Here is a 25,505-nt window from a genome sequence, read left to right as displayed (position 1 = left end):
CAACGAAGCCTAAAAAACGCAGCTGCAGTACTTACTTATATTTTAGTACATACAACGCTTGCCATCCATAACCATATTAGCATTGATATCATCCAATTCAAGCATTGATTGTCGTTATTGCGAGTAAATATTTCTAGTTATTCATTTTTAAACACATTCTGCAAAAAATTAATCGCCGCTCTCTTCTGATACTCACTGACTTCATGTCCAGAGAATGGATAATCATTAATCTGCTTGTCCGAATCGATTCGATTATAAACCGCATAAATCGTTTCAGGCAGACATACCGTATCTTTCCACCCAGCTGACATCAAGACTGGAGCTTTAATTCGGCCTGCTAGATTAAGCATATCGAAATGAGCTAGTGTTTCTAGAACATCTTGCAGCTGTTCCGGGTATCTTTTCACATACTGAGCAATTTCTGTCAACGAACCTGTCGAATGCATAATTCCGTGATCCAAATGACACATGTTAGGAATATCTGCAACGACCGCGCTTACCTTTGGGTTAAGAGCTGCTGCCAGCAGTGCGAGCCCTCCGCCTTGACTAGCACCCATAACCGCAATACGCGTTTTATCTACTTCATGCTGATTGGTTGCTGTATCGACTGCCCTTATAGCATCCATTATGACTGCATGATAATAACTGGATTCCTTATTCAGAATGCCTTGGGTAATCCAGCCCTTGACTGAGCCGCTTGCTGATGTTAAAAGGTTGCCGGTTTCTCCGCCTTGGCCCCGGACATCAACTGCAAACACCGCATATCCCAGCAGCAACCAAGTCGCATAACGCTCAGCTAACCCTTTATCACCGGTATAGCCCTGATAAATGACGACACATGGAAGAGGTTTTCCCTCCTCATGGGACTGCGGCAAGAGATATAAGCCATGAATCGGTGTTTCATCGCCGCCCTTATATGTTAGTCTTTCTGCCTTAATCGTAGGAAAAGGCGTTTCAACCTTCTCTCTCCTAATATCCAGCGGCTTCTTGGCATAGCTGCTCAATATATCTGCCCAGTAGCGCTCCAATTTATCAGCACTCATTGTTAATGGCGGGTTACATTCCGCTAATTCATTTTTTCTTCGTTCACTAGCATACATCCTAATATGCCCCTTTCATTCTTGCCTTATTTCTTATCTCTCAATACTAAAGGACCGATTACAAGTGCCATCAACATGAGCAGCGCTCCTGTAAATAATGAAATACCATAGCTCTTCACCCAATACGGCCCATCTTCTGTAAGCTTATAAATCCATCCGCCAAGAAGCGGTCCCATAAACCCAGTAATACCCGTAATCGCAGAAAACACAGCAATATACATAGGTCGTTCTGATTTCGGAGTATCCCCGATAATAAAATTAAAAGCTAACAAATTATAACCGCCAACACCAACACCAAGTACGATATGAACAAGTATGAGTACAAATATGACAGGTAAAATCTCCATACCAGCCCAAAGCACACAGGCCGCTGCAATAATTGGTAGTGACCATTTCAACAATGTCCTCGTAGCAAATTTACTGTTCAAATTCCCCCAATAATAGTAGCTGAACATCATCACTATCATTTGTACGGTAGTAATGATCGTTACCCAAGTATAGTTGAGATTTATGATATCGAGCATGACATAAGAGAACAGCGGAACGGCAATGTTTTGAATCAGTATAAAAAAAGCCAGAAAGAGTGTAGCTAGCAAATAAGCTCGGTCACGCAATGGTTTTTGAAGCATTTTCAACTTTGATGATTCATTTGATCGCTCTAAGGGTGGATTGGGATAGCGATACAACTCCAAACCATTCCATACTGTTGCTGCAGCGCAAATGATATACAAGACGACGAAGCCTTGACCTTCCGGCATTCTGTTCAGTATTTGACCTCCAATGAGAAGGCATAGACTTGCAACCGCCCAATGAATGGTGCTTCTTATGCCAAAGTAACGTCCTCGAACTTTAGCAGGCACCATATCAGCGACCAAAGAGGTCCAAAGCACCCCTCCCGATTGAGCGGAAATAAATGAAAGCGTAAACATACAAATGTAAGTGGATACCCAGTAAGGCTGGGGTACCCAGAATGGGATTAATCCTGTTGCCGTCCAAATGATACGATGGCTAATACCGAAGATCATAACAAATAGACGTCTGTTCTGAAAGCGATGAATATAAAATGCAATAAGAATTTGAATTAAGTTTACAAAAGCAGGAATCGCGAGCGCAATACCGATTGCATCCGATTTTGCACCCATGTATAGGAGGTACGCTGTAAGCAGCGGCCCTCCTAATAAATTTCCTATAATGGTTGCAGGTATTCCCTCGACTACAGCAGTATGCAAGCTTCTCCGCTGTTCAGACATTTTTCGCCTCGGCAATAGGATTCCCCTTAGCATGAAGACACTCTCCGCTCTACCTACTCGTGATCGACTATCAGTTCAATGAGCGTCCTTACCATAACCCCTGTTGCCCCTTTTGGTTCCCAGCCTCTGCTCGACTCCAACCAAGACGTACCCGCGATATCAAGATGAACCCAAGGCAAGCCCTCTGCAAAATGACCAATAAATAAGCCGCCCGTAATGGTTCCGCCATATCTGCCGCCGCTATTTTTCAGATCAGCCGCATCGCTTTTAATTTGCTTCTTATATTCTGGATAGGCAGGCAACTGCCATATGCGCTCGCCCGCACGCTCTGATGCTTTCTGCACCTGGTTGAAAAGCGCATCATTATTCGTCACTGCACCGGTTGCTTCGCGTCCAAGCGCAACCATAACTGCACCGGTCAATGTAGCTACATCTACAAGCTTAGTAGCGCCTCTAGTTATCGCGGTCGTCAATCCATCCGCAAGAACAAGTCTGCCTTCTGCATCCGTATTCACTACCTCAACGGTATGGCCGCTCATCATTCGAAGCACATCACCAGGTTTAAACGCGCGATCCGAAGGCATATTCTCAGCCGTTGGGATCACAGCTATGACATTAACAGCTGGTTTTAGCTCAGCGATTACACGCATTGCGCCTAGCACCGCTGCCGCTCCGCCCATATCCGAGATCATTTCCTGCATACCGTCAGCTCTCTTAAGCGAGATACCGCCTGTATCAAACGTAATCCCTTTTCCTATTAATCCCCAGGCTTCTTCGGAATTGGGATCGCCTTTATAATGTATAACAATCATGCGCGGAGGATTGATACTGCCTTGACCTACTCCGAGCAAGCCTCCCATTCTTTGCTCAGCTGCACTCCACTCGTCTATCACTTCAATTTCAAGATCATGCTCACTAGCCAGCTCCTCTGCATGATAAGCAAGCCTCTCAGGAGTAAGATCATTACCTGGCAGATTGGTTAAATCTCTTGCCAATATAACGCCTTCTACATAAAGCAAACCTTTGGCGATACCCTTCTCCCATGCGGAATCATTCTCTCCCGCGACTGTTGCTCCATGCGGAACAAAAGCAACCTCCGCTAATTGGAATCGTTCAGCTTGCTCGCGATTGAGCGGTTGACGTTCATGCAGAGCAAGCAGCAAGCCCTCTGTCAATGCTTGAGCAGCAAGCTCAGCACCAATACCAGTTGCTGCGTTCGCAGTCAAGGCTTCCGGCAGCAGCACCTGAACGGATTTCGCTTGCAGTTGCTTTAACGCTTTCGCAGCTGCCGCTGCAGCTAAACGCAGACTGTTCGATGAGCCGTCTTGCTCATAGCCTACAAAAATAATATGATCTGCTGGGTATAGACCCAGAGTAGCAATGATTTTTACTTGTTCCCCATCTGCTTTAAATAATCCTTTGGCAAATAGAGCTCTTACCGCCTCGTCAATTTGTGGCAGGATAATGGGATGTGTCGACGCTTCGCCTTTAAGTTCCGCTTTGTTTACGAAGCGAATGACTGCATCTGACGAACGTTTATCCGCATGATGAACGCCATATGTTATTTGAACACTCATTTTATTGCCCTCGCTTTCATCATTTAGAAATTGTACCTAAACTGGTCTATGTAAGTGGATATTAACTCGTTTTCAACCTCATTATACCTAACGTACTTCTACTTTTCCATGATGTTTATTGAGCAATAACGAAAAGAGACGATCCTGCCCGTAAAGGCTTGACCGTCTCTTCTCATTATTCTATTCTGCAAGCGGCAAACAAATAATAAACTCTGTACCGACATCAGCTTGGCTTTCCACACGAATCGTTCCGTTGTGATTCCGGATAATCCGATAACTGACCGACAAGCCAAGTCCAGTTCCTGATTGCTTTGTAGTAAAAAATGGATCAAAAAGCCGACTCATCGTCGCTTTTTCCATTCCTTTTCCATTATCTCTAATACTGATCTGGGCAAATTGCCCATCGCTTTTTGTAGTAATATCAATAAGGCCTCTGCGTTCGCCATGCACCTCTTCGATCGCATCTAGCGCATTTTTGACCATATTCAGTATAACCTGTTTGACCTGCTTCACATCAATCGAAACCAAATTATTGGAAGAATAACATTCTGCCTTTATCTCGCAGTTGCGCATGAGCGCTTCACTCTCTGTGAGCAATATCACTTCTTTTATCAAATGATCGATAGACAATAATTGCTTCATAGGCGCCGAAGGCTTTGATGAATTGAGAAACTCATAAATAATGTCGTTAGCACGATCAATTTCTGTCAAAATAATACGTGCATATTCTTCCTTGCCTACCTCAAGCAAATAGGGTCGCAGCAGCTGTATAAATCCTCTAATACTCGTCAACGGGTTGCGAATTTCATGTGCAATTGCAGCTGCTATTTTGCCCAGCATAGCAAGCTTGTCATTTTGCAATGCGGTTTGCTCAATTTGCTTATATTCTGAAACATCCTTCACACTGATTAAGAAATCGCCGTCTAATTGATCACCATATGTAACCGTTACGAGCAGGTGCTTGCCATCCTTATGCTGGAATTCATAGTAGCGGCTGTGCATAAGAAACATTTCTTTGTATAGCCTCAAAACAGTACGCTTTGTGCTGCTTGTTAACTGTGAATGTCTAATAATTTCTTTAATATTGCACCCTATCAAGGTCTTGCGGGGAATATCAAGTAACTTGGCCATTTGTACGTTAATAAAAGATAAAATACCGTCGCTGTCAAACAAGGCAATGCCGCTGTCCATATGTTGCAATACGTTTTCATATTTATTTTTAACCATTTCAAAGGAACGATTGGATCGAAATAACATCTCTCGCATCTCACTAAACTTCTGATCCGCCGATTGATCGGGCTTTAACCTAAAGCGACATGCTACCATGATTTCCATCAAAAATACAAAAGAACGATTATACAGTCGGACCGCTTCCTCCGAATCTACATTTGCTGCTAACGTCTGTATGCACTCTTCATGTACGGCAATAATCTCTTCCGGATTAATGCCATAAAGCTCTTTACCTAGCTCATTGGCATGAAATAACGACACTTCCTTACCACTTCGAATGTACTCGGCGAGCGCCGGGAAATAGCGCTTTCGAATGGCCTTCATCATGTACTCCTCCCCGGCAACATGTATGGACAGCGGTTACAATTACTACTAATCATAGGTGTTGTTTACAATCGCTGTCAATCGGAAATACTGTCGAATTTTGTGGTTATCTAGTTAAAAAGACATTCCATAAAGCATGAGGGACTCCAGTCACTTCTCAAGCAAAAAATGCGTGAAAAGTCGAATTTTGACGTCGATTCTCATGCTCCCGTTTTTTTATAGTAAGCTCCATATTGTTACTTCCACTTGAACCAATACCCATTGCTCCAATGATATGAGCTATAATTATTATTCCCGTTTTTCTTATCGCTCCAGCCTTTATTGCCTTGATCCTTCTTACCAGAATCCTCTTTATTCCCTTTGCTATTTACACCTTTATTATCTTTATTGTTCTTATTGTCTTGGCGGTCTTTATCCCATTTATCCCTTTTTTTATCATCCTTATCATCGTCATCGTCGTCATCGTCGTCATCATCGTCATACTTCCAGTGACCTTTCTCATTCCATTTATTATATTTATCGCTCCACTTATTATCGTTCTTATCCCCCTTCGGTTTGCTGGTCGACTGAGGTTTATTTGTTGCAATTGGACTTGTCGTCGGCTTATTTACTTTCGGTTTTTCTACTTTTACCGATCCATTGCTAGTTGGTTTAATCGGTTTAACCGGTTTGTTTGCTGTTGGAGTCGTTACTGGATTTGCGCTTGGTTTGACAGCATTCGACTTCTCATCATCCTTTTTTTGCTGCTGCGCCTTCGCTTTCTCCTCTTTCTCTTTTACAACTAACGCCTTCAATTTTTCTTTGCTTATATCCGTTGCATTTTCTACAATTGTTTTCACGCCACCTATCGAAACTGTCGCTTTGTCGATAGACTGCCCCTTTAATTGCTCCAATTCAATCTCATAGCCCTCATCCTTCGCCATGAGATAAACAGCCATTTTGCCTGAGGAAATTCCGTTTACATCCGCTTCCTCACGCACCTCAGTGGGCACTGCCATCGTAGTCACTTGAGCGGTAGCGGTTTCTCCATCTAATTGTTCTAATAGATTACGGAGCGTCTGATCGACTTTTCCCGCTAATATAGACTCATAATCAAGATTTAATCCCGTGCTGTTACCCATCATAATGCTTGTTACAAAAATATCCTTGTTTGGTGTGTCCAAATAATGTGAGACTTTAGCTCTCTCCAAAATAGTGCCTACAACCGTCTCCACATTTACTCCTTTGAACTTAAGGTCTTTAATTATCTGCTCTCCGTCATCATTTAACGCTCGCAGCTCACGTACCTTCTCCTTATCATCAACGCCGATTTCGATACTAGGATTGATATCCATACTCAAATACGCTACAACAGAATGGTCCGCTTGCTGAACGAACAGAAAAATGGGCAAGAACAGAAGCAGCATTACTGCAGCGGCACCGACATACCAGTAAGGAGTCTTAAATGAATAGGCCGCCTTCTTCTGTTCTTCCTCAAAAGTGATTTCTTCACCAATTTGCGGTTTGCCTTGAATAGGAGCACGCAAAAACTGGCCGTCTGCTGTTACGACAATAGCATGTTGTTTATGAATACTCATGACGACTCCACGTTTCATTTGCTTACCTCCGTATTCTCACTAAATTGGTCCTCAGCTACATGTAAATAATCATGCATAAATGGATACCTTCCTGAAACAATAAGAGCAATTGCAATTATATATTTCCGATTTCGTTCTACCGTTTTGCGAGATATCCCGCATAATACGGTTAGATCTTTGACCGGGAGTTTTTTCGTTAGTAGGAGTGACTCAAATAAATCTTTATGACTTGCCAGTGTCTTCGCAATCCCAATTAACAATATTCTAGAATCTGTATGCTTTGGGGAATTTTCAACAAGCTCTGTAAATGTAATACCAAACTGCTCCAGCGCTTCATTCAACTCGCCAATTTCTAGTTTTCTCTCATCCTCGGTACGCTTTAATTCATAAGCTTGTAAAGCTTGCTTTGACTCAACTGCATTATAATAAGGCTGATCTTCATCTTCCGTATCAAACATGCTGTAGGGTACGACACCTGAATGCCTCTGTTCTTTTCGGACATAGTCAATAAGCCGACGGCGTATGACGGTTTCAGAAAATCCTAGAAATGATTTGCCAGCGTTGTTGTCGAACTGATTGATCGCCTCATTAAAGGCTAAAAGGGCTACACTGAACTCATCATCTCTATTGGGATCTACGTACCGCTTGCAAAATCGACTTGTTACTTTCAATATATAAGGTTTATAATCTGCGATGAACTGCTCTCGCAGGGGCTCGTCACCTTGATGAATGTGAGCAACCCATTGTTCCGGGGTAAGCTTGCTCTCACTCTCATCGGTATCCTGGGAAGTGACCTTCCTCAGAAAACGCTTGAACAATACAAGTAACAACCGTTCCACCTCACTACTAGTATGATTCGTTTCTGCATGTACGGTTTGAGAGGGTACATTACTTCAACTTACTACTTATTTTTATAAAAATAAGCCTCCGAAAAAAGGAGGCTCACAAATTCGACTTAATCATACTAAACGGATGTGCGTCGTTGCCGTAACTTATTTCTTCTGCTATTCAGCATGCCTAGGCGTTTCTTAATCGCCAGCTGCCATTCTGTATCCCCGATCTGCTTCGCGAAGCTAAGCAAATCCAGTCCCATATCGATTTGACTATGAACAACATCCATAGGATCTTCATTTTCATGATTGACGCAATTTTCAAGTAAAGCCTTGCTGTCTTGTTCTACATACTCTCCAAAATCAACCTCTGCAGCTCCATCGCCATGTGCATACTCTGCTAAAATTTCGTATTCATTTTCAATTAAATAATGAATAGCAACACGGTGACAAACCGGACAAAAGAGAATCGGAACATTATTTATTTTCGTTCGAAAATGCTTTAAGGTACCATTCGTGCCAATCATACTAGCTCCACAGCAAAAACTCATTGACGACCCCTCCTATAAGGCTTGCACAGCAAACCTACTTCGTAAGCATCAACTAAGGTATGTGATAACTAACTTTCTTCATAAGCATTGACCTAAAGGATTTGCTTAGCAAAGCCTTGTTAGCATTCTTCAAAGAACTGCAGCTAGTTATACCTTATTCGCTTTTAATACCCGAGATTCCTGCTATCACTTTACAATAACTATTACCCAATAACATAAAACACAAAACCCGCGCCATATACGGCGCGGGTTTTGTGTTTTATGAGAAATTTCTATTATTTCGTTACTAGTGTTTGTTGACCAGGTTTCCAGTTAATTGGGCAAAGACCGCCTGATTGCAAAGCTTGCAATACGCGAAGCGTTTCATCAACGCTGCGACCAACATTGTTATGGTTAACAACTTGATATTGAACTTCGCCTTCTGGGTTGATGATGAATAGGCCGCGAAGTGCGATACCTTCTTCTTCGATCAATACGCCGTAGTCACGAGCAACGCTTTTCGTGATATCAGCAGCAAGAGGGAATTCAAGTTTACCAAGACCATTGTCATTAACTGGTGTATTGATCCAAGCTTTGTGGCTGTGCTTGCTATCAATGCTGACACCAAGAATTTCTGTATTAAGGGCTTTAAAGTCTGCAGCAGCAAGACTCAAAGCAGTAATTTCTGTAGGGCATACAAAAGTGAAGTCAAGTGGGTAGAAGAACAATACCAACCATTTGCCTTTGTAATCCGCAAGAGATGCTGTACCAAAATCTTGACCGTTTCCTGTTGCTGTTTCCATTGTGAAATCCGGAGCCTGACGGCCTACCAAACGTTCTGCCATAATAGAAATCCTCCTTGACTATCCATATATTTTTTATATCTGTCACTTCGTCTGTGTGACTTACCTAGTAAATAATATCACTAGTCTATAATGAAGTCAATATCATAATAATTACTTTTTTATAATAATTATAATCTGGAGTCTTATTTTCTAAGTGCAGCTACGATCAAATCGCCCATTTCAGTTGTACCGATCGCTTTGCTCTTATCAACAGCAATGTCACCTGTACGGTGGCCTGCATCCAATACTTCTTTAACAGCCGCTTCAATTGCCGCTGCAGCTTCGTGGTAGCCGAAAGTAAGACGGAACATAAGCGCAACAGATAGAATGGTTGCAATTGGATTTGAAATGCCTTGACCAGCAATATCAGGAGCTGAGCCATGTACCGGTTCGTACAAACCAAAGCTTCCTTCGCCAAGCGAAGCAGATGACAACATACCGATTGAACCAGTCAACATAGCTGCTTCATCGCTAAGGATATCGCCGAACATGTTTTCAGTTACGATTACGTCGAAGCTTGAAGGACGACGAAGCAACTGCATCGCACAGTTATCAACAAGTACATGCTCAAGCTCAACCTCTGGATATTCAGGAGCGATCCGATTAACCACTTCACGCCATAGACGGGAAGTTTCAAGAACGTTCGCTTTGTCAACTGATGCTAGACGTTTACCGCGAGTCATAGCAATATCGAATGCTTGACGAACGATGCGCTCAATTTCTTGTACATTATATACGCACGTATCAACAGCTTCTTCGCCGCCTGCCCCTTCACGACGGAATTTCTCACCGAAGTAAATACCGCCAGTCAACTCACGAACTACGATTAGATCCGTGCCTTCTAGCACTTCTGGCTTGAGTGTTGAAGCTTCTTTCAAACAATCAAAAACAGTAGCAGGACGAATGTTGGAGAACAAACCTAGCGCTTTGCGAATGCCAAGCAAGCCTGTTTCCGGACGAAGCTCCTTGGAGTTGTTATCCCATTTCGGACCGCCTACAGCGCCAAGCAATACTGCGTCTGCGCCTTTACATAGATCAAGTGTTTCTTGCGGCAACGGGGTGCCTTTCTCGTCGATAGCAATACCGCCGAATAAGCCGTGCTCTGTTTCAAACTTGTAGCCGTAAAGTTCTTCGGTTTTCTTAAGTACTTTAAGCGCTTCTCCTACTACTTCTGGACCGATTCCGTCGCCGCCAATAACAGCAATTTTTTTAACTTCTGACATAATAATTGTAACACTCCTCTTTTTCAATTAAACTTGTCCGTACTTGGGCAGTCTAAGCTCCCTTATTAGAACAAAGCTATCAACTCATTCTCACTCTATTATCATTTGTACCATAAAAATAGTGATTTTACAAAGATATAAAATCTATTTACTTTATAGACTGTGACTATAAAGACTTAGCGTCATATAAAAAAAAGCCCATTGCTCTTTTAAGTTAAAGGCAATAGGCTTTCCCAAATATTAATTAGATCAGGCTCATCTTATCGCGACGGCCTGGTGTTTTACGTTTTTCAATCAGTCGATTAAGCGCATCAATATAAGCGCGTGCACTTGCTTCTAGTATATCTGTGCTTAATCCACGGCCTTGTGCAGATACTTCATCTTGTTTCAATACAACATGTACCTCACCAAGAGCATCTTTACCTTGTGAAACGGATTTGATGGAATAATCCTCAAGCTCTACGGTCTCCTGCGTTACTTTATCTATAGCATTATAGATGGCATCCACAGAACCGTTACCGTTTGCCGTTTCTTCCGTTGTTTCGCCTTCTACTTTACGAATGCGAACCGTTGCATTTGGAGTGGATTGATTGCCATAGTTCACTTGAATCGTTTCAAGTGTGAACACCTCAGGTGTATCAATTAGCTTTTCCTCCAAAATCGCAAATAAATCCTCGTCGCTAACGGTTTTCTTGCGGTCTGCCAAATCCTTGAATTTAGCGAAAGCCGCATTCACCGCATCCTCTTCAAGCTCAAAGCCCAGATCAATCAGCTTCTCACGGAAAGCAGCACGGCCGGAATGTTTACCTAGCACAAGCTTGGATTCTTTCAGACCAATCGCATCTGGAGAAATGATCTCATAGGTCGTTTTTTCCTTAAGCATGCCATCTTGATGGATGCCGGACTCATGCGCGAACGCGTTTGCACCGACAATGGCTTTATTCCCTGGAATAACCATACCCGTCAGCTTGCTGACAAGACGACTTGTTTTCGCAATTTCCTTCAGGTTTAGCGTTGTTTGAGCGCCAAAGTAATCTGGACGCGTTGCAAGTGCCATTGCAATTTCCTCAAGAGCAGTATTACCCGCACGCTCACCAATTCCGTTAATCGTGCCTTCCACTTGGTCAGCACCATTCAAAATTGCAGACAGAGCGTTAGCAGTCGCCATACCTAGATCATCATGACAATGCGCGCTAAGCTGGATCGTTTCAATATTAGGTACGTTTTCTTTCAGTGTTTTGAAGATGTTTCCAAATTCAGCAGGATTTAAATATCCGACTGTATCAGGAATATTTACGACTGTAGCGCCGGCTTTAATCGCCATGTCTGTAACCTGACAAAGGAAGTCCAGCTCTGTACGACCAGCATCCTCAGGTGAAAACTCGATTTTATCAAAATACTGCTTTGCGTAACGAATTGCACGTTCAGCAGTTTCTAGCACCTGCTCCTTCTCCATCCGAAGCTTATGCTTACGGTGAATAGGACTAGTAGCTAAAAACAAGTGAATGCATGGATCCTGCGCACCTATAAGCGCTTCGCGAACCGCATCAATATCCTGTTCACGCGAGCGTGACAAACCGATAATAGTAGCATTTTTAACGGCACGAGCAACAGCATTCACAGACGCAAGGTCGCCAGGCGAAGCTGCAGGGAAACCAGCCTCAATACGGTCTACACCCAGCTTTTCAAGCTGTAGTGCGATCTCAACCTTTTCCTTCGTGTTAAGGTTTACACCCGGAGATTGCTCTCCGTCACGCAGCGTTGTATCGAAAACATATATTTTCCGCATTTGTGCTATGCACCTCCATGAACAGAATGATCCCGGTGCGCACTTGGAGACGCGTGACGATTCGTTAGCCTTATCGTCACGCGATCCGGCGAACCGGGATATGATTGTTCTACTAAAAAATAAGTTTCAGAACGTTCTTATTACTTCTTGATCCAGTGCATCAATTCGCGCAGTTGAGCACCTGTTTTTTCAATTGGGTGAGCAGCTTCGTTACGACGAGTAGCCGTAAGCATTGCACGGTTTGATTGGTTTTCCAAGATGAAGTCACGAGCAAAACGGCCGGATTGAATATCTTCCAATACGCGTTTCATTTCTTTCTTCGTTTCTTCAGTAACGATACGAGGACCTGTTACATAATCGCCGTATTCTGCTGTGTTGGAGATAGAATCGCGCATCGATGCCATTCCGCCTTCATACATCATGTCAACGATTAGTTTAAGCTCATGCAAGCACTCGAAGTATGCCATTTCAGGAGCGTAGCCAGCTTCAACAAGTGTTTCGAAGCCCGCTTTAACTAGTGCTGTAGCGCCGCCGCAAAGTACTGCTTGCTCGCCGAACAAATCTGTTTCTGTTTCTTCTTTGAATGATGTTTCGATAACGCCTGCACGAGTACAGCCGATACCTTTAGCATATGCAAGACCAACTTCTTTAGCATTGCCAGTAGCATCTTGCTCGATTGCGATTAGACCAGGAACGCCAAAGCCCTCTTGGTACGTACGGCGAACCATGTGACCAGGGGATTTTGGAGCTACTAGGAATACATCTGTATCTTTGTTTGCTACGATTTGACCGTAGTGAATGTTAAAACCATGGGAGAACATAAGTGCCGCGCCTTTTTTCAGGTTTGGAGCAATTTCTTCATTGTATACTTTTGCTTGTGTTTCATCAGGAAGCAAAATTTGTACAACGTCAGCTACTTTAGTAGCTTCTGCAACAGTAAGTACTTCAAAGCCGTCTTTTTTTGCAACGTCTGCGGATTTACCAGGACGAAGTCCGATAACTACTTTCAGGCCGCTGTCGCGAAGGTTTTGCGCTTGCGCGTGACCTTGGCTACCGTAACCGATAACTGCGATTGTTTTACCTTGTAGTACATTTAGATCAGCATCTTTTTCATAGTACATTGTAACTGCCATATTAATAATTGCCTCCTTTAATTTAACCCTTTTGAGCGGGTGTTTAAGCAGAGAATGACGCATGTACAGCGGTTCTCCCCTTAAACTCCCGCTCAAAAGGAATGTGAAATTTATTGATATTACTTATTGCCTCTGTTTAGTGCCGTTGCTCCTGTACGAGAAAGCTCGCGGATGCCATAAGGCTTAAGCAACTCTACCATTGCATCTATTTTCTCTGTGTCTCCTACTACTTGTACGATAAGCGAATGAGTGCCAATATCAACAACCGCTGCGCGGAATGTCTCAACTACCCCGAGTATTTCCGGACGAATTGCCGGCTCTGCATTCACTTTGATAAGTGCAAGCTCACGAGCAACCATTGGATTAGAGCTAAGATCTACGACTTTAATGACATCGATCAGCTTATACAATTGTTTCGTAATTTGCTCGAGGGTATGATCATCACCTGTAGTGACGATGACCATACGCGATAAACCAACCTCTTCGCTAGAACCAACTGTTATGCTTTCAATATTAAAGCCACGGCGTCCGAACAGGCCGGATACGCGTTGCAGAACGCCGGGCTGATCATTAACGATTACTGCGATCGTGTGTTTTTTCATTCTGCATCCCCCATGATCATTTCGTCGATCGTGCTTCCTTGTGCTACCATCGGGTAAACATTCTCCCCTTTGCGTACAACGAATTCAACGACCGCAGGACCTGGATGATTAAGTGCATCTGCCCACGCAGTGCGCGCTTCCTCTTTGTTCGTAGCGCGGAAGCCTTTAACGCCATACGCTTCAGCCAGCTTAACAAAGTCTGGGCTGCCTGAGAGGTCGATATGGCTGTAACGATTATCGTAAATAAGCTCCTGCCATTGACGCACCATACCAAGCACTTGATTGTTAATAATGACAACTTTAACCGGAATATTGTTAATCGCACAAATGGCAAGCTCTTGCGCACACATCTGCATGCCGCCGTCACCATTGATGGAAACAACTAAACGATCAGGATTCGCCATTTGAGCACCGATAGCAGATGGGAAACCAAAGCCCATTGTACCAAGTCCGCCTGAGGTTACCCATGAACGCGGTTTATTAAATTTGTAATACTGAGCCGCCCACATTTGATGCTGACCTACGTCAGTCGTTACAATAGCATCACCGTTTGTCGTCTCATGAATCAATTCGACTACCCATTGCGGTTTCAGTTCGACATCAGAATCCGTGTAGCTGAATGGATGTTCTAGGCATGAAGCTTTTAGCTTCTCACGCCATGCATCAGCTTTATCTGCAAGTTTAGCTTGTTGGTTAACCACTTGAAGAACCGTTTTCACGTCACCTACGATCGGAATATCCGTTGGTACGTTTTTACCGATTTCTGCAGGATCGATATCGATGTGTACAATTTTCGCAAGCGGTGCAAAACCAGCTAGCTTACCTGTTACACGGTCATCGAACCGTGCGCCGATATTAATGAGCAAATCTGCGGATTGAATGGATTTATTCGCTGTATAGGTGCCGTGCATACCTGGCATGCCAAGGAATAAATCATTACCGCTTGGGAATGCCCCAAGTCCAAGCAATGTCGTTGTAATTGGAATTTGCGTCTTCGTTACAAATTCGAACAATTCTTCATGTCCGCCGGAGTATACAACTCCTCCGCCCGCTAGAATCAGTGGACGCTCCGCTTCCGCGATCGCTTTAATGAGCTTATCAACTTGCTGCTTGTTAGGGGATACCGTAGGGTTATATCCGCGAATGCTCACTTCCGTAACTGGCGTGAACAATGTTTTTGCTGCGGAAATGTCTTTTGGTATATCTATCAATACGGGACCTTTGCGGCCCGTGTTAGCAATGTGAAAGGCTTCGTGAATCGTACGTGCTAAGTCATTTACATCTCGTACTAAATAGCTGTGTTTTGTAATTGGCATTGTAATGCCAGTAATATCAGCTTCTTGGAAAGCATCGCTTCCGATTAGGCTGGAAATAACATTACCTGTGATTACGACCATTGGGACGGAATCCATATAAGCAGTTGCGATACCCGTTACAAGGTTAGTAGCACCGGGACCGGATGTTGCGATACATACGCCAACTTTACCGCTTGCACGCGCATATCCGTCTGCTGCATGGATGGCACCTTGCTCATGTCGAGTGAGCAAATGATTGAAATCGGGATTACCATGCATTGCATCATAAATGTAAAGCACTGCTCCACCTGGATAACCAAATACGCAGTCTACGCCCTCCAGCAATAAACTACGAAGCAATATTTCCGAACCAGATATGATTTCGGGCTTCGAGAGCCTTGCCTTCAATTCCTCTTTTGACTTCAAAGTTGCATCTTGCGTTACCATTAGTCATCCTCCTCTCAGAAAAAACAAAAAAACCTTTCGCTCCTCATGCTTCAATAGAAGCAACGAGGGACGAAAGGTATATCTTCCGTGGTACCACCCAAATTCGTTATACGTCTCCCGATGTATAACCTCCACAGGTAAGAACATGATCAAATAATGATCAATTACTGTTCAAACCAATGGCACTTTAACGCTTGCCCTGCGATTTCCCCTAATAGACAACATCTCTGTTGTTTTTCAAGGAAACAGCTCCGAGGTGAGCTCGTAGAAAAGGGGTTTTGGCGATGGTTGCAGCTAATCCATCTGCTCTCTGTTCAAAAGAGCCCTTAACACTTCGTCCTCATCAATGCTGATAATGTATGTACCACATGGTGCTCTCACCGGTACGTGGTAGATAAGACTTTCCTTATTATATGCTGTGAAACATGGTTCGTCAAGAACCATCCTCAACTCTTTGTCAAATTCTGTTCGGAGCACTCTGCTCCTTAGACACATATACTATTTTAGCCGTAATACGGCAAACTCATGCAGCGTATGGAAAAAAGCGCCGCAGAAATGGAATGATGATCTTGATACGATTATACGATCCTCGAACCGACCAAGCTGAGCTTGTTCGCCTTATTCGCACCGAGCTGATTCCTTTATCCCATACCGTGCATCAGCATGATGCTCAAACGATCCGTGAACTGCCTAAGCGTTTTAGGCGAGGTATTACCTATGTTGCAGCCCTTTCAAAAAAAAGTCCTCCGGTGTCCTTCCTCCATTTTGAAGTAATGGGCGAAATTCTTTACTTAGATATGATGGTTACGCATCCTGATCATCGGAATCGTCAATGGGGTAGGACATTAATCGCTCATGGCGAGGCCTACGGCCTAACCCAGCAGTGTAAAATAGCTAGAATGTTCGTTGATCAAGTGAACGCCAAAGCCCATAACCTATACAATAAGCTTGGTTACATGACTATAAACTACTATCCAGACCTTCGCTGCTATGAGTTGGTTAAACCGTTGACCCCACTAATGAATACCTAATTGTCCTTAAAAGCCTTGGTTGTTATACACTTGGTTATTATAATTTTGGTTATAGCCTTGGTTGTATCCCTGGTTATATCCTTGGTTGTTGTAGCCTTGGTTATTATAGCCGCCACCGCCACCATACCCATTTCCATAGCCGCATGAATTGTAATTGTTGTTGCAGCAATTTCCACCGCCGCCTCCGAAGCCAAATGCACCTATTGTACCGATTGCTAGAAGATCAAATAAAACGAGAGGTATTATCGCTTTTGTTTGAACATGCTTCCCCTTATCTTTTTTCAGAGGCTCCATGATTAATTTATTCTGACTTATTCTAACGAGCTTGCCTGTGACGACTGTTCCGTCTGGACGCACTGCATAAATGGATTGGCCAATCAACTTCTTAGCTTCTTGTTTTGAAACATTGCGCATGCAATATCCCTCCTTTCCTGTTGTTCTCCAACATATTCAGAGAGGGAATCATTTGCCTGTTTGTTTGTCCACTGCGTTTATAATTGTACGCAAAAAAAGCTGCCCAGCAGTCATCGAAATGACAGCATAGGCAGCTCCTATTTAAATTAACGACTATGAAGCGTTAATTTTTTCCTTAGCGATTCCTGCAAGTGAGTTGAACGAAGCGATATCGTTAACTGCAAGATCAGCAAGCATTTTGCGGTTTACTTCTACGCCCGCAAGTTTCAAGCCGTGCATGAATTTGTTGTATGAAAGTCCGTTGATGCGAGCAGCCGCGTTAATACGAACGATCCACAGTCTGCGGATGTCACGTTTTTTGTTGCGACGGTCACGGTAAGCGTACATAAGGGACTTACCAACTTGCTCCTTCGCTGTTTTAAACAGGCGATGTTTGGAACCGAAATAACCTTTAGCTAGTTTAAGGATTTTTTTGCGTCGACGAGTGCGGACAAAGCCGCCTTTGACTCTTGCCATTAGTATAAACCTCCAGTAGATTGATTTTGCTTATTTTGTCTTAAAATTATTTAATGTTGGATAGACCTTGTTTCAAGCGTTTTACATCGCCAGCTGCCATAAGCGGTTGCGTTGCAAGTACGCGTTTTTGACGGTTGGACTTACCAGAAAGCAAGTGATTGCGGTAAGCTTTGTAACGTTTTACTTTACCAGTACCGGTAATTTTGAAGCGGCGTTTCAGACTGCTGTGTGTTTTCATCTTCGGCATTTCAGTTTTCCTCCTTAAGGGTTATCATCCAGTTATTTAACTAGTGGTTTTGGGTGCCAAAATCATAATCATGCTCCGGCCTTCCAGCTTAGGAGCGCGTTCTACGCTGCATAATTCGGCAACCTCTTTAGAGAGACGATCCAAAATCTTTTGACCAAGTGATGCATGTGCAATTTCGCGACCGCGGAATCTTACGGATGCTTTCACTTTATCGCCTTCATTTAGAAACTTAACTACATTACGATATTTCGTTTGATAGTCGTTTTCGTCAATGTTAGCACGGAACCACACTTCCTTAAGATCAACGATCTTTTGGTTTTTGCGGGCTTCCTTTTCTTTCTTTTGTTGCTCGTAACGGAATTTTCCGTAGTCCATGATGCGACATACCGGTGGTTTAGCCGTCGGAGCGACATTTACCAAATCCAGATTTAGTTCAATCGCAAGCTGCATTGCATCACGAATCGATTTAATACCGATTTGCTCGCCCTCAGCGCCTACTAAACGTACTTCTCTGGCCCGGATTTCATCATTGATTTGATGTTCTCTGCTAATAACGTGCCACCTCCAAAATGGTTGTTTGTTGTTTTCACACAATAAAAAGATGCGGGCTCGTATGAACCCGCATCTCATAATCGTACATGTATGTCAGTGCATCGTTTCGTGAGAAACAATGGTATGACTATCGATTATCGCGAACCAGTCAGCCTGAGCCGAAAGGTGAGAAGCGGGTGCTTCTGCTTGAGCGTCATTAAGTTATTTGTAAATGTTACCGAGTTAATATACCATAGCCTTCAAACTCATGTCAACACATCTGTCTATTTTTTCTCTATATGACAAAGCCATGCATGATGCTATATCTGTTTGCTCTGCACTTCTTCAAGTCTAATTACACGCGTATGCTGTGTATGACTCCACTTTTTGTTGTTTTGTGTAAAGAAGGCATGAACCGTAATGGGCCACCATGACAGTGTAAACAGCAAGAAGGTTGGAATACGCAAGTACAGTTTCCAGGGTACCTTTGCCAAGTACATCGCCAATGGAATTTGAATAAACACATAAGCCATATACGGAATTGCAAACCATATCGGCAGCATATTATATACGGATGTTACGTTATCGCCGCCTGAGAGGAGAATATCGCCCCAGACAATTGCGGTAATGAAAAACCCTGCTAAATAATTATAGGCATTAAAAACATACAAAGCAGCATCGATCTTGGTCATGCTGCGTTCTTTAATTCCTTGCCAAAGGAGTGGAAGCATATGTTTGCGAGTCACATCAAAGTGGCCTTGCATCCAGCGCAAGCGCTGACGAGCAGAAGCTTGGAACGTGATTGGCTTTTCGTCAAACACCTTTGCTTCGAAATTAAACTTCGGATAAATGCCCCGTTTAATACAGCGGACCGTAAACTCCAAATCCTCTACGAGACTAGTCGCGCCCCAGCCCATTTCCTTAAGCAAATTAGAATCAAAGCACATGCCCGTTCCGCCAAGGAAGTTAGCCAAGCCTAGATTTGTCCGCGGCAATTGCCAAAGACGATTACAGAACCAATAGTTAATGGCATTAGCGGAGCTAACCCAAGAGTCATTTGGATTTTTTGTGTCCAAATAGCCTTGAATGACCCGGAAGCCATTGCACAAATCATTATTCATATACTGCAAGAAGTCAGCAGCTACGAGATTATCAGCGTCAAAAATAGCAACACCGTCATAGTTCTTCGGTTTCTCCCACAGCTCTTTCAGCATCCATTCCACTGCGAAGCCTTTACCGCGTTGGTTAGGATTCTCACGAACACATGCATAAACACCTTCATAGCTGTTAACGACAGCGACAGTATTGTCGGTGCAATTATCGCAAATAACGAAAATATCGTAAAGCTCGCGTGGATATTTCAGTTTCTGTAGATTTTCAATTAATGCGCCAACGACCTGCTCTTCATTGTGAGCGGCTACCAACAAGGCAAATGACTTTTTTGGTGCATGCGAAAGATCTTCTTTTTTGCGGCGCCATCCATAAAAAGATAAGAACAACTGGTATACGCCTAGTGCTGCAAACAAAATTTGAACAACAAACATAATCGTATTGAACATTCGGTACTGCCCCCTTAAGACCCCATTTTTGCTTGCTTCAACACATCCATAACGGATGCCCGACAAGCTTTTTATTATATATTTTCTCTTTATACGAGCGCTTATCTGTAAACGCTTCGTGACCATTACTGATTCTCCACAGAAATAACATCTTTGTCAAAAGTTGAATAAGACGCCCTAAGGCTTAATCTCGGCAGAAAAACGCTTGCATTGCTGCTAGGTAAGAACAATCCCTCCTTTTTCGGCGATTCAGCCTTATTTTCAACCATTTGCTTACTTTTTAGCACTTACGTCCTTATTTACGTTAAAATGATCTAAAAGGTTTCTTCACTCACCAGCTGACTATATGTCTAACAAGTGAACGAGCTGTCAAACCATGACATGATTCGCTGATTCGACATTATTTTCAAACGCGAAACAAAGCTCATGGGAAGAGCTCTAAGATATGTCCATTACAGTTTTACCATCAGGAGCACATTATTAAACAAAAAAATGAAATCAATATTTATAATGAGGTTAAATGACTTTCCGTCCACCATTATTTGGAGCGTATCCGTCCTCTTTTCAACCCATTTGCCCATTGAAATACAATGATGAAACGAGTGTTTTTTTTATTGTTTTTTAATAATGGGACAAGAAATAGTTTACGCTCCACGAACAAAAACATGTTAAAATTGAAAAAATAAAGGAATAGTAAGCCACCGTTAGGAGGATGACAGCGATGGAACGAATGATAGGCTGGCTGAAATTAAATGAGCAACGCATGCTGATTTGGGCTAATCGAAGACCTGCTGGGGGGAAAATACACAAACTGTTTGATAGATGGTTAAGCACAGTTACACATATGGGCGGTGCTACCTTCACACTAGTCACCGCTCTCATATATGCACTGCTTGCACCTGCTCCATGGAATATTACCGGTTGGCAATGCTTGTTGGCTGTTACGATCAGCCACTTGCCAGTCGCTATTGTAAAAAGAAAGTTTAAGAGACTTCGTCCCTATCAGGCACTGCCTGATGTAAATACGGGTCATAAGCCTCTTGTGGATTCTTCTTTCCCTTCCGGTCACACTACCGCAATTTTCGCATGGCTTGTACCTATTTTATTGACCACGGGCGTATGGCTCATCGTATTGGTGCCGCTCGGGCTAATCATCGGAATATCAGTAGGCTGGTCAAGAATGTATCTTGGTTTGCATTATCCATCCGATGTTGCCGCTGGCGCACTTATTGGTACTGCGACCGCCTTCGTCGTCAATTATTTTTGGATTAGTTCATCAGTGGGCTTAAATTAATCCTCTTCATCCGCCTCGGAAGCGGCATCGTTCGCTTCCACTTCTTCCTTAAGCGACTTCTCCAGCTTCGCTTGACGGTGCTTTTGAAGCGCCTCAGTACCAATCACAACCTCACAGCGATAAATATTTTGTCCTTTTTCCATAAACTTCATCTCATATTCCGTAAATACCAGGTCCTCACGAGGACCTTCTTTATGCAGATGCAAGGAAATATTGCGCATAACGAGCTCCATCTCAGCAAAGCTGTTCAGTGAGAACTCAAATAGAGATTGCGAATCCGTTTTGAAGTGTATTTCACCGCGCTCGTTGAGCAGGTCGATGTATTTTGCTACCAGTCTCGGATGCGTAAGACGTCTGCGTGCATGCTTGCTTTTTGGCCAAGGATCACTGAAATTCAAGTGAACACGTTCGATTTCACCCGGTGCAAACATCGTTTCAATACCTTCAATGTTCGCTCGCAGCAATGCCAGGTTAGGTGGATGTGACTCGCCCTTTTGTTCCCATACTATTCTTGCCTTATCACTTGCACGGCGCAGCAACTCATCATACATATCGACGCCTATAAAGTTAATATGCGGATAGCGCGCACTCATTTGACTAATGAAACGTCCTTTTCCCATACCAAGCTCAACATAAATCGGCTGATCATTTCCAAAAAACTCATTCCATTTCCCTTTGTGGGGAGCCGCATCAAGAACAACTAATTCCGGTTGTCCCTCTAGACTTTCGCGAATTCCTTTTCTTCCTCTTAAACGCATATTGAGTGATTCCTCCAATGTATCGTATCTACAATTAAACTAGTCCTTATTGTGCCGAAGAAACGCCTTATTGTAAAGAGCAATGACTTAGCACTAACACATGATGCTGAGCATTTTGCATCATCTCTCCTTTTTTTCATTAAGAAATGAGATTTATATGCCCATTTATATACTCAGCCAATATGTAAAAAAAAGCCGCGGCCTGTTGGCACTGCGGCTTAATTATTGTATCCTAACTCGTATAGTTTAGAGCAACAATTGGTATGGAATCGGTCCATTCTCTTGTTGATCTCGCTCGTAGGTTTCAAGTAATACATCATTTAGCTTCTTACGTGCAGAAATTTCTACGCCATGATTATTGTGAAAACGCACTCCAGTAAGTGCCATCATTTCCTTTACTGTAAGTTCTACTGTAATCTTGTCATCGCCATAGGGAATTTTTGCTTGTGTACTCATTTCTAATCACCTCATCGATTTATTGTATTAACATTTCCATTTATTCGACGTTTCATCCATAGGAGATCGATTGGGGCATGTGAGGTATATTTGTTGTTATGTCGCACTTTTAATATAACACTTCATGTAAGGTTACGCAAGCCTAAAACGACCATTTCCCAAAATATTTTCCAATTAAAGCGTTTTCCGAACGTTCTCATTACTAAGGTACATCAAACATGGCTTTTCCACTCGATTTTCGCTAAAATAGGGGATGTAAGTCTTGAAAGAAGGGGAAAAAAATAAACCAAATTAATACATTGTCAGATCAGCAGCCGCTGCTTTGGAACGATAAACGATTTCATACATGGAATTACGAAATGCGAGAGCAGTTTGGCGGCAAAGTATTCAAGGTTATGCTGGATGCCGGATTTACGTGCCCTAACCGTGACGGTTCTATCGCAAAGGGCGGCTGTACATTTTGCAGCGCGCGCGGGTCAGGTGATTTTGCCGGCAGCAGACGAGATGATCTCGTCACGCAATTCAATAACATTCGAGATCGCCAGCATCAGAAATGGCCAGAAGCGAAATATATTGGTTATTTCCAAGCCTATACAAACACTTACGCGCCTGTAGAGGAGCTTCGTGAGTATTATGAGGAAATTCTCAAACAGCCAGGTGTTGTCGGCTTGTCTATTGCAACACGTCCTGATTGCTTACCCGATGATGTCGTCGATTATTTAGCTGAGCTGAATGAGCGAACGTACCTTTGGGTAGAAATGGGCTTGCAGACGGTTCATGAATCCACCTCAGAGCTCATCAACCGCGCACATGACACGGCATGCTATGAGGATGCTGTACGCCGACTTCGGGAACGCGGCATTCGAGTCTGTGCCCACATTATTTACGGGCTTCCGCAGGAGACGCATGAAATGATGCTGGATACAGGACGTGCCGTCGCGAAGATGGATGTGCAGGGAATCAAAATTCACTTGCTCCATCTCATGCGCAAAACGCCGATGGTTCGCCAGTATGAAGCTGGCTTGCTGCAATTTTTAGAGCAGGACGAGTATGTTAATCTAATTGTCGACACGCTGGAATTTTTACCGCCGGAAATGATCGTTCACCGGCTAACCGGCGATGCCCCGCGCGACCTACTGATCGGTCCCATGTGGAGTCTCAAGAAATGGGAAGTACTGAACGCCTTCGACGATGAGCTGCGCCGCCGCAAAACTTGGCAAGGCAAACTTTGGAATCCGGAGGTGAAGCATGGGCTTCCTATCTGTACTAAGCATGGCGCATAAGTGGATTACTGAACGAACTGCGCCTGGTGACAACGTGATCGACGCTACTGCAGGCGGGGGCGTCGACACATTGGCACTTGCTGAGCTCGTAGGTGTTAATGGAACAGTGCATGCCTTCGATATTCAACAGGAAGCGCTTGATCGAACAAATGAACGCCTTGCTCCTCTTGCAGCTGCAGGTAAACTGCCTAAGGTGACGCTTTTGCTCCAAAATCATGCGAAGATGGTTGAAGCCGTTGATCCTTCTATAATAGGACGGACATCAGCAGTGATGTTCAATCTTGGCTATTTGCCAGGAAGTGCAGACCTAACCGTCATTACCGAACCAGCATCAACGTTGAACGCATTAAATGGGGCTTTGACTCTGCTCCGTCCGGGCGGTATCATTACTTGTGTTTTGTATCCTGGTCATCCGGGCGGATCGGAAGAGGCAGCAGTCGTTGAAGCTTGGGCTGCTAATCTTCCGCAAACCGTTGCACAAACCGTCATCTATCGACAATCACAACGGCCAACAGCACCTTATCTTGTCGCTTTGGAAAAACGTCCAACCCAATAATCCTTTATTTATATTTAACCGAAATAATGGATTAAGAATCTCGTATTACAATTTCAACATACATACTAAAGACATGGGAGAGAGAGATACTATGACAATTAAACCTTATCCTTTACAATTTAAACCGGAAATGAAAGAGAGAATTTGGGGAGGACGAGCGCTTGAGGGCTTCGGTCTTACGCTTCCTGAGGGCTCTATTGGCGAAGGCTGGATGATCGGCGACCACCCTAATGGTACGACTAAAGTCATGAATGGAGAGTTGACTGGCGTTGGTCTCGATCAAATCAGAGAATCATACGGTCGCCAATGGTTTGGTACGAAAGGCTTCTCTGAGAAGAACGGCAGATTCCCTCTTCTTATCAAGCTGCTCGATTGCAATGACGACCTCTCCATCCAAGTCCATCCTACCGATGATTACGAGGGGCTTCCTGCAGGTGAGCTCGGTAAAACAGAAATGTGGTATATTCTGGATGCTAAGCCCGGTTCAAAAATTATTTACGGCCTCAAAGAAGGCATTGACCGCGCCGCTATGGAGTCAGCTATTGCTGAAGGTCGCATCATGGACACGCTTCAAGAGGTTTCTGTCGAAGCAGGCGATGCTTTCTATATACCTGCCGGCACCGTTCATGCGCTATGCTCTGGCGTCGTAGTAGCCGAAATTCAACAAAACTCCGATACGACTTACCGATTGTTTGATTACGATCGTCCTGGTCTTGACGGAAGTATGCGTGAGCTTCATATCGAAGACTCTCTCAATGTTATCGCTTATGAAGGTGCTGGCGCTCAACGAATGAAAACAGATCAAGCCGTTGCCGGCCAATGGCTGACAATCGCATCATCCCCTTATTTTATCGTTGAAAAAGGGATTGTAAATGCACCTTGGCAGCTTGCGACATCGCTCGAGAGCTTTGTCATTCTTGTCATTGCTGAAGGGGAAGGCAATGTTAAATGGGAGGATGGCGAGCAGTCGGTAAAAGCAGGCCAAAGCTTCCTTCTTCCAGCTAATTTGGGCGACTATGAGCTTTCCGGCAGCATGACTGTTCTTCGCAGCGTCGTACCTGCTTAATAAAGCGTACTATGAATGCAGTTCTAGTAAAATAATATTTAA

The 25,505-nt window shown here is 43.6% G+C and carries 25 protein-coding genes; 5 read left to right on the top strand and 20 right to left on the bottom strand.

All coding sequences use genetic code 11. The features are described 5' to 3' along the window. Nucleotides 1-137: 137 nt before the first annotated feature. From AC0YOD_RS17945 to ilvB, 13 genes are all read right to left on the bottom strand, one after another. Complete coding sequence (locus AC0YOD_RS17945; RefSeq protein WP_475800692.1) at nt 138-1,100, bottom strand: acetylxylan esterase; 963 nt, start codon at nt 1,098-1,100, stop codon at nt 138-140. A gap of 26 nt (nt 1,101-1,126) precedes the next feature. Beyond that, entirely contained in the window at nt 1,127-2,365 is a 1,239-nt protein-coding gene (locus tag AC0YOD_RS17940; protein WP_475800691.1) for an MFS transporter, read from the bottom strand. 38 nt (nt 2,366-2,403) lie between these two features. Next, nucleotides 2,404-3,927 carry a leucyl aminopeptidase gene (locus tag AC0YOD_RS17935; RefSeq protein ID WP_475800690.1) on the bottom strand — a complete coding sequence of 508 codons (1,524 nt, stop codon included), beginning with the start codon at nt 3,925-3,927 and terminating at the stop codon, nt 2,404-2,406. A gap of 180 nt (nt 3,928-4,107) precedes the next feature. Further along, nucleotides 4,108-5,481 carry an ATP-binding protein gene (locus AC0YOD_RS17930; protein ID WP_475800689.1) on the bottom strand — a complete coding sequence of 458 codons (1,374 nt, stop codon included), beginning with the start codon at nt 5,479-5,481 and terminating at the stop codon, nt 4,108-4,110. A gap of 236 nt (nt 5,482-5,717) precedes the next feature. After that, entirely contained in the window at nt 5,718-7,076 is a 1,359-nt protein-coding gene (locus AC0YOD_RS17925; RefSeq protein WP_475800688.1) for an anti-sigma factor domain-containing protein, read from the bottom strand. Further along, nucleotides 7,073-7,897: an RNA polymerase sigma factor SigI gene (gene sigI, locus AC0YOD_RS17920; protein ID WP_475800687.1), complete on the bottom strand. Its 825-nt coding sequence runs from the start codon at nt 7,895-7,897 to the stop codon at nt 7,073-7,075. Before sigI ends, AC0YOD_RS17925 begins: the two co-directional genes overlap by 4 nt. A gap of 125 nt (nt 7,898-8,022) precedes the next feature. Further along, nucleotides 8,023-8,439 carry a hypothetical protein gene (locus AC0YOD_RS17915; protein ID WP_475800686.1) on the bottom strand — a complete coding sequence of 139 codons (417 nt, stop codon included), beginning with the start codon at nt 8,437-8,439 and terminating at the stop codon, nt 8,023-8,025. Between the two features lie 275 nt (nt 8,440-8,714). Beyond that, nucleotides 8,715-9,263: a peroxiredoxin gene (locus tag AC0YOD_RS17910; RefSeq protein WP_475800685.1), complete on the bottom strand. Its 549-nt coding sequence runs from the start codon at nt 9,261-9,263 to the stop codon at nt 8,715-8,717. Nucleotides 9,264-9,406: 143 nt separating this feature from the next. Then, entirely contained in the window at nt 9,407-10,486 is a 1,080-nt protein-coding gene (gene leuB, locus AC0YOD_RS17905; RefSeq protein WP_475800684.1) for a 3-isopropylmalate dehydrogenase, read from the bottom strand. A gap of 244 nt (nt 10,487-10,730) precedes the next feature. Further along, nucleotides 10,731-12,275: a 2-isopropylmalate synthase gene (locus AC0YOD_RS17900; protein WP_475800683.1), complete on the bottom strand. Its 1,545-nt coding sequence runs from the start codon at nt 12,273-12,275 to the stop codon at nt 10,731-10,733. Between the two features lie 140 nt (nt 12,276-12,415). Then, nucleotides 12,416-13,408, bottom strand: a complete 993-nt coding sequence (ilvC, locus tag AC0YOD_RS17895) for a ketol-acid reductoisomerase (RefSeq protein WP_475800682.1) — start codon at nt 13,406-13,408, stop codon at nt 12,416-12,418. Between the two features lie 119 nt (nt 13,409-13,527). Continuing rightward, nucleotides 13,528-14,010: an acetolactate synthase small subunit gene (gene ilvN, locus AC0YOD_RS17890; protein WP_475800681.1), complete on the bottom strand. Its 483-nt coding sequence runs from the start codon at nt 14,008-14,010 to the stop codon at nt 13,528-13,530. Then, entirely contained in the window at nt 14,007-15,752 is a 1,746-nt protein-coding gene (gene ilvB / locus AC0YOD_RS17885; RefSeq protein WP_475800680.1) for a biosynthetic-type acetolactate synthase large subunit, read from the bottom strand. The genes ilvN and ilvB overlap by 4 nt, the downstream gene beginning before the upstream one ends. 569 nt (nt 15,753-16,321) lie before the next feature. On the opposite strand from ilvB, the gene AC0YOD_RS17880 reads away from it, so the two are divergent. Next, a complete protein-coding gene (locus AC0YOD_RS17880) occupies nt 16,322-16,783 on the top strand; it encodes a GNAT family N-acetyltransferase (protein WP_475800679.1) in 462 nt (153 codons plus the stop codon). A gap of 6 nt (nt 16,784-16,789) precedes the next feature. Here the strand turns inward: AC0YOD_RS17880 and AC0YOD_RS17875 are convergent, their stop codons facing one another. From AC0YOD_RS17875 to AC0YOD_RS17855, 5 genes are all read right to left on the bottom strand, one after another. After that, nucleotides 16,790-17,197 carry a hypothetical protein gene (locus tag AC0YOD_RS17875; protein ID WP_475800678.1) on the bottom strand — a complete coding sequence of 136 codons (408 nt, stop codon included), beginning with the start codon at nt 17,195-17,197 and terminating at the stop codon, nt 16,790-16,792. A gap of 153 nt (nt 17,198-17,350) precedes the next feature. Beyond that, nucleotides 17,351-17,713: a 50S ribosomal protein L20 gene (gene rplT, locus AC0YOD_RS17870; protein WP_475800677.1), complete on the bottom strand. Its 363-nt coding sequence runs from the start codon at nt 17,711-17,713 to the stop codon at nt 17,351-17,353. A gap of 46 nt (nt 17,714-17,759) precedes the next feature. After that, nucleotides 17,760-17,960 (bottom strand): 50S ribosomal protein L35, encoded by a 201-nt coding sequence (gene rpmI / locus AC0YOD_RS17865; RefSeq protein ID WP_475800676.1) that lies wholly within the window; start codon nt 17,958-17,960, stop codon nt 17,760-17,762. Between the two features lie 36 nt (nt 17,961-17,996). Beyond that, a complete protein-coding gene (infC, locus tag AC0YOD_RS17860; RefSeq protein ID WP_475800675.1) occupies nt 17,997-18,590 on the bottom strand; it encodes a translation initiation factor IF-3 in 594 nt (197 codons plus the stop codon). Nucleotides 18,591-18,811: 221 nt separating this feature from the next. Next, the gene (locus AC0YOD_RS17855; RefSeq protein WP_475800674.1) at nt 18,812-20,050 is read right to left on the bottom strand and encodes a glycosyltransferase family 2 protein; all 1,239 of its coding nucleotides are present in this window, start codon (nt 20,048-20,050) and stop codon (nt 18,812-18,814) included. A gap of 721 nt (nt 20,051-20,771) precedes the next feature. Between AC0YOD_RS17855 and AC0YOD_RS17850 the strand changes: the two genes are divergently transcribed. Beyond that, on the top strand, nt 20,772-21,344 hold the full coding sequence (locus tag AC0YOD_RS17850) for a phosphatase PAP2 family protein (RefSeq protein WP_475800673.1): 573 nt from the start codon (nt 20,772-20,774) through the stop codon (nt 21,342-21,344). Here AC0YOD_RS17850 and trmB read toward each other — a convergent pair. After that, complete coding sequence (gene trmB / locus AC0YOD_RS17845) at nt 21,341-22,102, bottom strand: tRNA (guanosine(46)-N7)-methyltransferase TrmB (protein ID WP_475800672.1); 762 nt, start codon at nt 22,100-22,102, stop codon at nt 21,341-21,343. The genes AC0YOD_RS17850 and trmB overlap by 4 nt on opposite strands. Before the next feature lie 246 nt (nt 22,103-22,348). Beyond that, nucleotides 22,349-22,558, bottom strand: coding sequence for a hypothetical protein (locus AC0YOD_RS17840; protein WP_475800671.1), 210 nt, complete (start codon nt 22,556-22,558; stop codon nt 22,349-22,351). A gap of 290 nt (nt 22,559-22,848) precedes the next feature. On the opposite strand from AC0YOD_RS17840, the gene mnmL reads away from it, so the two are divergent. The 3 genes from mnmL (at nt 22,849) to AC0YOD_RS17825 (ending at nt 25,463) form a co-directional block, all read left to right on the top strand. Continuing rightward, nucleotides 22,849-23,841 (top strand): tRNA modification radical SAM protein MnmL/YtqA, encoded by a 993-nt coding sequence (mnmL, locus tag AC0YOD_RS17835; RefSeq protein WP_475801027.1) that lies wholly within the window; start codon nt 22,849-22,851, stop codon nt 23,839-23,841. Continuing rightward, the gene (gene mnmM / locus AC0YOD_RS17830; RefSeq protein WP_475800670.1) at nt 23,807-24,397 is read left to right on the top strand and encodes a tRNA 5-(aminomethyl)-2-thiouridylate-methyltransferase MnmM; all 591 of its coding nucleotides are present in this window, start codon (nt 23,807-23,809) and stop codon (nt 24,395-24,397) included. The genes mnmL and mnmM overlap by 35 nt, the downstream gene beginning before the upstream one ends. Before the next feature lie 91 nt (nt 24,398-24,488). Beyond that, entirely contained in the window at nt 24,489-25,463 is a 975-nt protein-coding gene (locus AC0YOD_RS17825; protein WP_475800669.1) for a type I phosphomannose isomerase catalytic subunit, read from the top strand. The last annotated feature ends 42 nt before the right edge of the window (nt 25,464-25,505 follow it).

The organism is Paenibacillus sp. J31P13 (assembly GCF_056269295.1).
This window is presented reverse-complemented; position numbering and strand designations above follow the sequence as displayed.

Excerpts from the sequence above, each read along its gene's own strand:
- ilvC (WP_475800682.1), bottom strand. The coding sequence starts at position 13,408 with ATGGCAGTTACAATGTACTATGAAAAAGATGCTGATCTAAATGTACTA.
- ilvB (WP_475800680.1), bottom strand. The coding sequence starts at position 15,752 with ATGGTAACGCAAGATGCAACTTTGAAGTCAAAAGAGGAATTGAAGGCA.
- rplT (WP_475800677.1), bottom strand. The coding sequence starts at position 17,713 with ATGGCAAGAGTCAAAGGCGGCTTTGTCCGCACTCGTCGACGCAAAAAA.
- trmB (WP_475800672.1), bottom strand. The coding sequence starts at position 22,102 with ATGCGTTTAAGAGGAAGAAAAGGAATTCGCGAAAGTCTAGAGGGACAA.
- rpmI (WP_475800676.1), bottom strand. The coding sequence starts at position 17,960 with ATGCCGAAGATGAAAACACACAGCAGTCTGAAACGCCGCTTCAAAATT.
- infC (WP_475800675.1), bottom strand. The coding sequence starts at position 18,590 with ATGAGATGCGGGTTCATACGAGCCCGCATCTTTTTATTGTGTGAAAAC.
- AC0YOD_RS17925 (WP_475800688.1), bottom strand. The coding sequence starts at position 7,076 with ATGAAACGTGGAGTCGTCATGAGTATTCATAAACAACATGCTATTGTC.
- AC0YOD_RS17825 (WP_475800669.1), top strand. The coding sequence starts at position 24,489 with ATGACAATTAAACCTTATCCTTTACAATTTAAACCGGAAATGAAAGAG.
- AC0YOD_RS17935 (WP_475800690.1), bottom strand. The coding sequence starts at position 3,927 with ATGAGTGTTCAAATAACATATGGCGTTCATCATGCGGATAAACGTTCG.
- AC0YOD_RS17875 (WP_475800678.1), bottom strand. The coding sequence starts at position 17,197 with ATGCGCAATGTTTCAAAACAAGAAGCTAAGAAGTTGATTGGCCAATCC.
- AC0YOD_RS17945 (WP_475800692.1), bottom strand. The coding sequence starts at position 1,100 with ATGTATGCTAGTGAACGAAGAAAAAATGAATTAGCGGAATGTAACCCG.
- ilvN (WP_475800681.1), bottom strand. The coding sequence starts at position 14,010 with ATGAAAAAACACACGATCGCAGTAATCGTTAATGATCAGCCCGGCGTT.
- AC0YOD_RS17840 (WP_475800671.1), bottom strand. The coding sequence starts at position 22,558 with ATGAGTACACAAGCAAAAATTCCCTATGGCGATGACAAGATTACAGTA.
- AC0YOD_RS17915 (WP_475800686.1), bottom strand. The coding sequence starts at position 8,439 with ATGAGTTTTTGCTGTGGAGCTAGTATGATTGGCACGAATGGTACCTTA.
- AC0YOD_RS17900 (WP_475800683.1), bottom strand. The coding sequence starts at position 12,275 with ATGCGGAAAATATATGTTTTCGATACAACGCTGCGTGACGGAGAGCAA.
- leuB (WP_475800684.1), bottom strand. The coding sequence starts at position 10,486 with ATGTCAGAAGTTAAAAAAATTGCTGTTATTGGCGGCGACGGAATCGGT.
- AC0YOD_RS17850 (WP_475800673.1), top strand. The coding sequence starts at position 20,772 with ATGGAACGAATGATAGGCTGGCTGAAATTAAATGAGCAACGCATGCTG.
- AC0YOD_RS17930 (WP_475800689.1), bottom strand. The coding sequence starts at position 5,481 with ATGAAGGCCATTCGAAAGCGCTATTTCCCGGCGCTCGCCGAGTACATT.
- mnmM (WP_475800670.1), top strand. The coding sequence starts at position 23,807 with ATGGGCTTCCTATCTGTACTAAGCATGGCGCATAAGTGGATTACTGAA.
- AC0YOD_RS17855 (WP_475800674.1), bottom strand. The coding sequence starts at position 20,050 with ATGTTCAATACGATTATGTTTGTTGTTCAAATTTTGTTTGCAGCACTA.
- AC0YOD_RS17910 (WP_475800685.1), bottom strand. The coding sequence starts at position 9,263 with ATGGCAGAACGTTTGGTAGGCCGTCAGGCTCCGGATTTCACAATGGAA.